Genomic DNA, 9,064 nt, shown 5'->3' on the forward strand with positions numbered 1-9,064 from the left:
ACTCCCAGATCGATATCGATGAACGCCGCAAGATTGCCCGCTGGCGTACGGCTGGGGTCAGCGTTGATGTGATCGCCGAGAAGCTGCACCGACATCGCTCAACCATTTTCCGTGAGCTGCGCCGCAATACGTTCGAGGATCGTGAGATGCCGGACCTCAACGGTTACTACTGCGTGATGGCCAATGACATGGCGCGAGAACGGCGTGCCAAGCTGCGCAAACTTGCCCGGTTCGCGCAGCTCCGCCAATCGGTGATCGAGCGCATCATGCATGGCTGGTCGCCGCAACAGATCGCCGGCCGATTGCAGCTTGAGCGCCAGCCGAGCAACCGGCGCCACTGCGAGGAGTTTCGCAATGCGGCGCTGGATCTGATCCGGGAGCGCTATCTGGATTTCGGTCCGACCCTGGCTCGCGAGAAGCTGATCGAGCTGCACCGGATCTCGGTGGCCAAGGAAACGCTGCGGCAATGGATGACCGAGGCCGGCATCTGGGTCTCGCGTCGCGAGCGCAAGAAGCGGGTTTTCCAGCCACGCGGCCGGCGCGACTGTTTCGGGGAGCTGGTTCAGAACGATGGATCGGCGCCCTCACCCGCCCCGATCTAATCTTGCAACGGGGCAAAGGTCACGACACGCATGGCCCGATCAATTGACCTAGTCCTGATTGGCAACCGCTGGCAAACTGCCTTCGTTCGAAAGACGAGTTTCGGTCTGCCGGGCGGCCGAGACAAGACGGCGCCTTGCGCGGATCGCGTGCCATTGTTGGTCGATCAGGACGCCGATGAGGATCACGCCACCCATGACGGCGAAATTCAGCGACGAGGGTATACCCAATAGATTCACGAGATTCTGCAGCTCCTGGAGCAGGACCGTGCCCAGCACGACGCCGACAATCGATCCCTCGCCGCCGCGGAGCGAAAAACCGCCAAGTACAGCAGCAGCAATTGCGTAGAGTTCGTAGAACTGACCATGGCTCGCCGGCGAGATCGAGCGTGTGTACATGGCGAAATAAATCGCCGAAAGCGCCGTCAGCAGCCCACAGATGACATAAGCCGACATGACCATGCGGCCGGTACGGATACCGGAATAGCGGGCCGCCTCCTCGTTCTTCCCGATCGCGTATAGATAACGCCCGAAAACAGAGCGATGCAGCATGATCCACATGACCACGGCAATGATGACGAGTGCGATGAAGGTGTTGGGAACGCCGTAAGACCGTCCGGCGGTCAGGAATTCGAGGTCTGGAAAATTCTGGCCGAAAGCAAAGCCCGCGGTTCCGTCAGCCGTATAGAAGCGCGCTGCCCCACGATAAATCAGGAGGCCGCAGAGGGTGACGACGAAGGGCTGCAGGTTGAGCCGAGTAATCAGCCAGCCGTGGACGGCGCCTATGACCGCGCCGAGCGCGAGAATGAGCAGCAGCGCCAGCATCCATGACATATCCTGGACCGCGATGAAATCGACGAAGAGCACGCCGAGAAGTGCTACCAGCGAGCCCACGGAAAGCTCGATACCGCCTGTAATGATGACAAAGGCCTGGCCGATCGACAGGATGCCGAACAGACCGATCAGGTTGGCAGTGTTGGCCAGGTTGATCGGCAGCAGGAAGCGCGGATTGATGATGGCGACGACGATGCCGACGACGACGATCAAAAGCAGCAGTCCGATATCTTTTTTGATCATTCGAGATCCATCCCCCGATACCTTATTTTTATGGGCCGCAGCGGCTATTTTACCCTTTTGCCGACGGCAAGCAAAAGGACGCTTTCCTGGCTGATTTCGTCCTCTTCCAATATGCCGGCGATCTGGCCCTCGTGCATGACGGCGATGCGGTCAGAAACGCCGATCACCTCTTCCATGTCGCTGGAGATCATCAGGATCGCCACTCCGGCGTCGGCAAGCGCTCGCATCAGGCCGTAGATCTCGTTCTTCGCGCCGATATCGATGCCGCGTGTCGGCTCGTCGAAGATCATCACCTTCGGGCTCATCGACAACCATTTGGCAAGCACCACCTTCTGCTGGTTGCCGCCTGACAGAGTGCCGGTTCGCGTCGAAACGGAGGGCGCCTTGATACCAAGGCGAACACGCTGCTTTTCGGCCGCCGCCCTCTCCCGCTCGGCAGAAAGCATGAAGCGGCTGGAGAGCCGGGGAAGGTCGGCAAGGCTTATGTTCTGGGCGATCGGAAGATCAAGAAGAATGCCGTTGCGCTTGCGATCCTCCGGGACCAGGAAAATGCCACGAGCGACGGCATCTCGGGCAGAACTGACCGCAATTTGCCGCCCGTCCTGCAGAATGGCTCCGCCGTAGCTCCGGTCGATGCCGAAGAGTACTTTTGCAAGCTCGGTGCGGCCCGACCCAACAAGCCCTGCAAGCCCCATGATTTCTCCATACCGGATTTCCAGATCAACGGGGCGGCCGGGATAGGCCTCGGTGCGCACGCCGCTTGCCTTCAGCGCGACCGAGCCGGGCGAGCGCTGCGGTTTTGCGGTCCGGGCCGCAAGCACCCGGCCGATCATCAGCTTGACCATCTGGTCGTGGCAGATGTCTTTCTTGGCAAGCGTGCCCACAAGCGTGCCGTCGCGCAGGACTACGACCCGGTCTGCGACGCGCTCAACCTCGTGGAGGCGATGCGAAATGAAAACCACACTAATGCCATCGGCTTTCAGCGATTTGATAATGCTCAGGAGACGCTCGGTTTCGGCCAGCGGCAGGCTGGACGTGGGTTCATCGAAGATGACGAGCCTGGCGTTGATGGACAGCGCCTTGGCGATTTCCACCATCTGCTGCTCGGCAAGGGAAAGCGATGCCACGGGTGTGTCGGCGGAAAAATGAGCCCCTACCCGCTTCAACAGCGGCTTCACCATGTCTCGCAGCCGATTGCGATCGACGAGCTTGAAAGGTCCGGCCTTTAGCGGCTCGCGGCCCAGGAAGATATTGGCAGCAACGTCGAGATTCTCAAAGAGATTGAGTTCTTGGTGAACGAAGGCGATGCCGGATGCGATGCTCGATTCCACAGTGAGGAAACGAAGCTCTGCTCCGTCGAGCAGAATCGTGCCTCGGTCGGGTGCGATCACGCCGCCGAGAATCTTCATCAACGTCGATTTTCCAGCCCCGTTCTCGCCGACGAGGCCGATGACCTCGCCCGGTATGATGTCGATCGACAGGCCCTCAAGCGCAACGACGCCCGGATAGGTCTTGCCAACGCCGGAAAGCGAAAGGAACGGCGTTGCAAGCGCGTCCGGTGACGGGAAGTCGGAGCTGTGGTTCATCGCCTGTCCATGGCTGCCAATACTGTCGGCATGAGACGTCTTTCGCGGCGGCGGCAAGTGCCCCCGCCGCGAAGGAGGGTTATTTTCCAGACATGGCCTTCAGGCTGGCGGCATATTTGTCAACGTCATCCTTGCCGATGATTACCGTCGGGATGATGATCAAGCCGTTGCCGGGAACGCCTGACTTGTCGCCCTTGAGGTAGGCCGCCATCAGCTTCATGCCCTGATAGGCCCATTCGAACGGCTGTTGCACGACGGTCGCTGCGACCGTGCCTTCCTTGACGCCGCCGAGCGTGATCGGATCGTCATCAAAGCCGACGACAGTGATCTGGCCGAGTTTGCCGGCGTCGCGCAACGCTTCATAGATGCGCGGCGTATTGTAGGAGTAGAAGCCGACCATGCAGGTGACGTCGGGGCTGGCCACCAGCGCGTCCTCGACGTTCTTCTTTGCGCGCGTCTGGTCGATATCGTCGCCGCGTACATCTGTCAGCTCGATCTTCGTGCCCTTCAGGCCGTCCTTCATGCCCTGGATGCGTTCCTTGGCATTGTCGGCGCCGAGCAGGCCAACGAAGCCGATGCATTTGCCGCCGTCCGGCATCGCTTTCTTGGCGATTTCGGCGGCCTGCATGCCGGCGTCGATATTCGATGAGCCGATATAGGCGACGCGGTTGGTCTGCGGCGCGTCGCTATCTGTGGTGAAGAGAGCAGTCTGCGAGCCGATCTTGTTCAAACCGTCCGTCTGGGTCTTGGGATCGACTGCGGAAACCATGATCCCCTTGACGCCGGCACTGACCAAGTCTTCCATAAGCCGCTGCTGAACGGCGACAGATGCCTGCTCAGGGTACTTCAGCTCCATCTGGTAGTCGGGCATCTCGCCCTGCGCCTTCTTCACGCCCGCCTCTGCGGCTTTCCAGAAGTCGGATGCGCCGTTGACGACAAATGCGAGTGTCGGCTTGTCGGCAGCATTTGATACGGCAATCGGTGCCGCGCTCAGCATCAACCCGGCGAAGAACAAGGCTGCATTGCGTTTCAGCTGTTTCATAATACACCTCCCGAGGGCCGCAGTTGCACGGGCCCGTTTCCGATTTACGGCCGGCCGGATGCGCGCCCCCTCCTAGGGCCGTCGCAAAGCGACGAGTGGCATAGGTTCCGATCGCTCCTTGACGGTATACAAGAAATTTAATTAGTAAATAGTATTATCAATGCAGATCAAAACATTTCATCGTGCAATGGCTACAATGGCGACTTTGTACTGACACGTGCCAATAACTGATAGAGTTGCAGCAATTCCTGCAATTGCCAGCGCTTTCAGATAGATGATAATATTAATTACCAAAACCGACAATCAATCACCCTGAACCGTTATCCCAAGCAGAGACAGTTTCCACGAATGCGAAAGTCCAAGACCCAAAATAAGCCTGTACGCGTGACGATGATGGACATCGCCGCGGCGGCTGGCTGCTCGCAGGCGGCCGTCTCCTTCGTCCTCAACGACACACCCGGCACCCGCATCTCACAGCAGACGCGCGATCGCGTATTGGAGGCGGCGCGCGCGCTCGGTTACATGGAGAAGACCTATACGACGAAGGCCTCTTATTCGGGACTGGACAACGTCATCGGTTTCGCCGTGGATCAACTCGCCACCAGCCCGGAAGCGATTGTTGCGATCGAAGGCGCGCGGCAAGCCTCCTGGAACGCCGGCAATGTCCTTCTGGTAACCCAGACGCTCAGTGACCCCGTCATGGAGCCGAAAGCAATCGAGGCGTTGACGAACGGAGGCATATCGGCGCTCATATATATGACAATCTATACCCGCCAGGTGGAGCTTCCATCCTATGTCAGCAAGCTCAACATCCCGACGGTCCTGCTGAACTGTTATACGGCGGACCATGCCTTTCCCGCCGTGGTGCCGAGCGAGATCGCGGGAGGGCAGAGCTCCACCCGGCATCTGATCACGCACGGACACCATCGTATCGCGACGATCACCGGCGAAATCTGGATGCAGGCGGCGCAGGACCGGCTGACGGGATATCGCCGCGCGTTGGCGACCGCCGATATACCCTTCGATCCGGAATTGGTCATTGAAGGCGACTGGTCGGCCGGTGCCGGCTATGCCGCCACGATGAAACTGCTTGCTCTGAAAGAGCCGCCCACCGCGATCTTCTGCCAGAACGACCGCACTGCCATCGGGTGCTACGAGGCGCTCAAGGATGCAGGGCTTCGCATTCCCCAGGACATGTCGGTGGTGGGATATGACGACGAAGAAATTTCACGACATCTCGTTCCCCCGCTGACGACTTCGGTCCTTCCACATCTTGCCATGGGGCAATGGGCGATCGAACATCTCAACCCGGAAAGTACACCCGGCAAGCGCTATCCGATTGCGAAGCTCGAATGCTCGCTCGTCAAGCGCCATTCTGTCGCCACGCCGCGGGCCGAGGCGCGGCAGATCCTCGATGGCGCACATACGTCTTCATAGAACTTGGGTTCGCGCCGGGACCGACGCCGGCGGCTAGCTCGGAAACCCTGATCGGGGCGCACTGGAAGACGTGGTCGAAATCGCTTAGTGGCGATCGTGCGGGCAGAGTTTGCCTTGTCGATAGGTTGCGAACGGGTTGCCCCCTGCCCTTGCCTCGTCACTGGCTACCCAACCGGTCTCAAATATTCTCAACCACAGATACAATCTACGCAGAGGCAACGTTGACGACGTGTAGATTTGGCGCTAGCTCTATCGGCCATGAAAATCGCAATGGTTCTCGTAGTGGTGATATCGCGCATGGGCAGGACGATCTGATCGTCCGGCAATAGCCACCCATGCGCCGAAAACAGGTCCCTGACGGGGCCTTTTTTTATGCCTCGTCGCACCCATCACCTCACTCACGACGGAACCCAGATATGACCGGCGAGACAGCCAACTTTTCCCTCAACAACCCCTCTGATCGTCGCATGAACGGCGGCGAGATCGTTCTGCAAGCGCTGCGCGACAACGGTGTCGAACATATTTTCGGTTACCCCGGCGCAGCGGTGCTGCCGATCTATGACGAAATCTTCCAACAGGAGGACATCAAACATTTCCTGGTGCGCCATGAGCAAGGGGCCGGACACGCCGCCGAAGGCTATGCCCGCTCGACGGGAAGAGTTGGCGTCATGCTGGTGACATCGGGACCAGGCGTTACAAATGCGGTTACGGCGCTGCAGGATGCCCTTATGGACTCCGTCCCGCTCGTTTGCCTCGCCGGCCAGGTGCCGACAAGTCTGATCGGTACCGACGCTTTTCAGGAATGCGATACGGTCGGCATCACCCGCCCCTGCACAAAGCACAATTTCCTCGTCAAACACGTCGACGATCTGGCCAAAACGATCCATCTGGCTTTCCGGATCGCGGCCGCCGGCCGACCCGGCCCTGTTCTCGTCGACATGCCGAAGGACGTGCTCTTCGCCAGCGGGACCTACGTTGCACCTGACCAGGTAGCTACGCTGCCGAGCTACCAGCCGGCAATGCAAGGCGATCAAAACGCGATCCGAGCGGCGGTCGCGTTGATGGCCGAAGCCCGACGACCCATCATATATACCGGCGGCGGCATCATCAACTCCGGACCGGGGGCGTCGAGATTGTTGCGTGAGTTCGTCGACCTCACCGGCTTTCCCGTAACGTCGACCGTCATGGGGCTTGGAGCCTATCCTGCCAGCGGGCGGAACTGGCTGCGCGTCGCCGGACAGGACGGATCGCATGAAGCCAATATGGCAATTGGCGACTGCGATCTGATGGTCGCCATCGGCGCGCGGTTTGACGATCCCGCGATCTCGCGCGTCCATGAGTTTTCGCCTCACTCGAAGAAAATCCAGATCGATATCGACGCCTCGTCGATCAACAAACGCGTTCCCGTCGGCATCGGCATTCAAGCCGACGCCGCGCATGTGCTGGCGGATATGATCCATGCTTGGCGGTCGCTCTCCACTATGCCCGACCAGAAGCGGTTGCGGGCGTGGTGGACGCAGATCGACCATTGGCGAACCCACGATTCGTTTTCCTACGAGCGGCTGGACCATGCAATCATGCCGCAACATGCGCTGGAGCGTCTGTATGCGCTGACAAAGCCGCACGACCCCATCATCGCCACGGAGATCGGTCAGCAGATGTGGGTGGCGCAGTTCTTCGGTTTCGACAGGCCCAATCGCTGGATTACCTCAGGGGGATTGGGGACCATGGGTTTCGGCCTTCCTGCCGCGCTGGGGGCGCAGCTCGCAAATCCCGGCCGCCTTGTCATCGACATTGCCGGCGACGCGTCGGTGCAAACGACGATGAAAGAGCTGTCGACGGCGATACAGCATCAAGCGCCGATCAAGATTTTCGTCTTGAGCGATGAGCATCCGGGCATGGCGCAAGAATGGGATTCCATGCCGGATGGCAACAGTCGAGCGCGCTCTTATTCGGCCTCACTGCCCGATTTCACCAAACTCGCGGAAGCCTATGGCGCCATCGGCCTTCGTTGCGAAAGCCCAAGCGAACTCGACGCCAAAATCAAGGAGATGATCGACGCGGACCGGCCGGTGCTCCTCCACTGCCGGTTTGCAAGGCTGACCGATACCCATCGGCAGTAACGGCTGATGATCGAACACCCCAAAAGCAAGCCGTGCGATCGTGCAGCCCGCAGTCATCGTCTATCCTAGCCGAAGACCTCATGATCGAGACTGGCGTCTCGATCATGGATTTATGCCGTTCTATGAGATCGATTTTCTTCAGCCCGCTTCTGATCAAAGATGCTGTGTCACGACTCTTTGTTTGAAAGAGCGGCCAAGTCCTCTTTAAGCCGCACCGGTAAATCCATCCGTTCGTGAAGAATGCTCATGACGCCAGGATCACCGTTCTCAAGCTCACGAAAGAATAGGTAGTGATGCTCATAGCGGCTGAAATAGGCCCGACGCCTGATGTCAGCGGGAACTGCCAACCGTTGCGGAAGCTGTCGCCAGATCAGGTGATCTTCGCATAAACGCTGCAAATAAACATGCAGCCCGAGAATGTACGCATCTGCCTGTTTTTCTCCCCACGCTTCGAAAGTGTCACGCCAAATCTTGTCCTGCGCGGCGTCAGCGCGTGGATAAAACCGATAGGCTACCATGCTCAGCGGCGCTTGTTGCGGCGGATAACGTCTTCAGCGGAAACGACGACAAACTCGCTGTCGTCGGCACGCATTGCGGGTGCAAGCTCCTTTTGCAGGCCATCCCATGCCTCGTCGCGCGTTTGCAAATCGCGTCGGATCAGGGCGCGAATGTACTCGCTCGCATTCTCATAGAGGCCGTCGTCACCGATCTGCTGCTGAATGTGATCTTGCAGCACGCCGCTGACCTTCACATGAATGCTGCCCGATGCCATGGGCATACCCTTTCGTTCTTCCTCTATCGTGGTGCAGCGTAGCATATATTGTCCATATTCATCACAAAGAATTCAATCGTGACATGGTTTCTCGAACCTCGCTCGGCGACTCGGCTGGCTTAAAGATGTTGCGAACAGGATCATCATCGTCGGTTCGCCGTTTGTTTAGTGCTTGCGGGCCTGGGGCAGCAGGTTCATGCTTGTTCCTGTTTTGAGGCCCGCTGGTTGCGGCTGAAATAGCCGTAACAGTTTGGGCTTTCGTGAGACGCGTGCGATGGAGTGCGCCGGCTGCGGGTTCAATATTCAGAGCGGTTTTGCTTTCTGTCCGCGATGCGGCGCAAGGCAACCGATCTCGTGCGCTGCCTGCGGCTATCCCTGTCAGCCCGATTTTGCCTTCTGCCCCAGCTGTGGCGCGTCGGTTTCAGGCA

8 protein-coding genes and 2 pseudogenes are annotated in these 9,064 nt (G+C 59.0%); 5 read left to right on the forward strand and 5 right to left on the reverse strand.

Going from position 1 to position 9,064, the window contains the following annotated elements:
* Nucleotides 1-317, forward strand: a pseudogene (locus tag FY112_RS03770) (helix-turn-helix domain-containing protein); the annotation flags it as partial.
* A pseudogene (locus tag FY112_RS36580) lies at nt 312-578 on the forward strand (ISNCY family transposase); the annotation flags it as partial. The pseudogenes FY112_RS03770 and FY112_RS36580, both read left to right, overlap by 6 nt.
* Nucleotides 579-650: 72 nt before the next feature.
* On the opposite strand, the gene FY112_RS03775 reads toward FY112_RS36580, so the two are convergent.
* The 3 genes from FY112_RS03775 to FY112_RS03785 form a co-directional block, all read right to left on the reverse strand.
* Nucleotides 651-1,676 carry an ABC transporter permease gene (locus FY112_RS03775; RefSeq protein ID WP_151517730.1) on the reverse strand — a complete coding sequence of 342 codons (1,026 nt, stop codon included), beginning with the start codon at nt 1,674-1,676 and terminating at the stop codon, nt 651-653.
* Nucleotides 1,677-1,720: 44 nt separating this feature from the next.
* Complete coding sequence (locus tag FY112_RS03780) at nt 1,721-3,262, reverse strand: sugar ABC transporter ATP-binding protein (protein ID WP_151517731.1); 1,542 nt, start codon at nt 3,260-3,262, stop codon at nt 1,721-1,723.
* A gap of 79 nt (nt 3,263-3,341) precedes the next feature.
* Nucleotides 3,342-4,304 carry a sugar-binding protein gene (locus tag FY112_RS03785; protein ID WP_077980974.1) on the reverse strand — a complete coding sequence of 321 codons (963 nt, stop codon included), beginning with the start codon at nt 4,302-4,304 and terminating at the stop codon, nt 3,342-3,344.
* A 348-nt stretch (nt 4,305-4,652) separates the two neighbouring features.
* Between FY112_RS03785 and FY112_RS03790 the strand changes: the two genes are divergently transcribed.
* Together FY112_RS03790 and ilvB are read left to right on the forward strand one after the other, a co-directional pair.
* Complete coding sequence (locus FY112_RS03790; protein ID WP_151517732.1) at nt 4,653-5,741, forward strand: LacI family DNA-binding transcriptional regulator; 1,089 nt, start codon at nt 4,653-4,655, stop codon at nt 5,739-5,741.
* Nucleotides 5,742-6,157: 416 nt separating this feature from the next.
* The gene (gene ilvB / locus FY112_RS03795; protein ID WP_151517733.1) at nt 6,158-7,864 is read left to right on the forward strand and encodes a biosynthetic-type acetolactate synthase large subunit; all 1,707 of its coding nucleotides are present in this window, start codon (nt 6,158-6,160) and stop codon (nt 7,862-7,864) included.
* Nucleotides 7,865-8,031: 167 nt separating this feature from the next.
* Here the strand turns inward: ilvB and FY112_RS03800 are convergent, their stop codons facing one another.
* Both FY112_RS03800 and FY112_RS03805 read right to left on the reverse strand, forming a co-directional pair.
* Complete coding sequence (locus FY112_RS03800) at nt 8,032-8,382, reverse strand: type II toxin-antitoxin system RelE/ParE family toxin (RefSeq protein ID WP_151517734.1); 351 nt, start codon at nt 8,380-8,382, stop codon at nt 8,032-8,034.
* Nucleotides 8,383-8,384: 2 nt separating this feature from the next.
* Complete coding sequence (locus FY112_RS03805; RefSeq protein WP_027665810.1) at nt 8,385-8,636, reverse strand: transcriptional regulator; 252 nt, start codon at nt 8,634-8,636, stop codon at nt 8,385-8,387.
* 274 nt (nt 8,637-8,910) lie between these two features.
* Here FY112_RS03805 and FY112_RS03810 point away from each other — a divergent pair.
* Nucleotides 8,911-9,064, forward strand: a 154-nt coding sequence (locus FY112_RS03810; protein ID WP_151517735.1) for a zinc ribbon domain-containing protein, incomplete at its 3' end; no start/stop codon positions are given.

The sequence above is a fragment of the Rhizobium sp. PEPV16 genome (assembly GCF_008919455.1).
Classification (GTDB): domain Bacteria; phylum Pseudomonadota; class Alphaproteobacteria; order Rhizobiales; family Rhizobiaceae; genus Rhizobium; species Rhizobium leguminosarum_Q.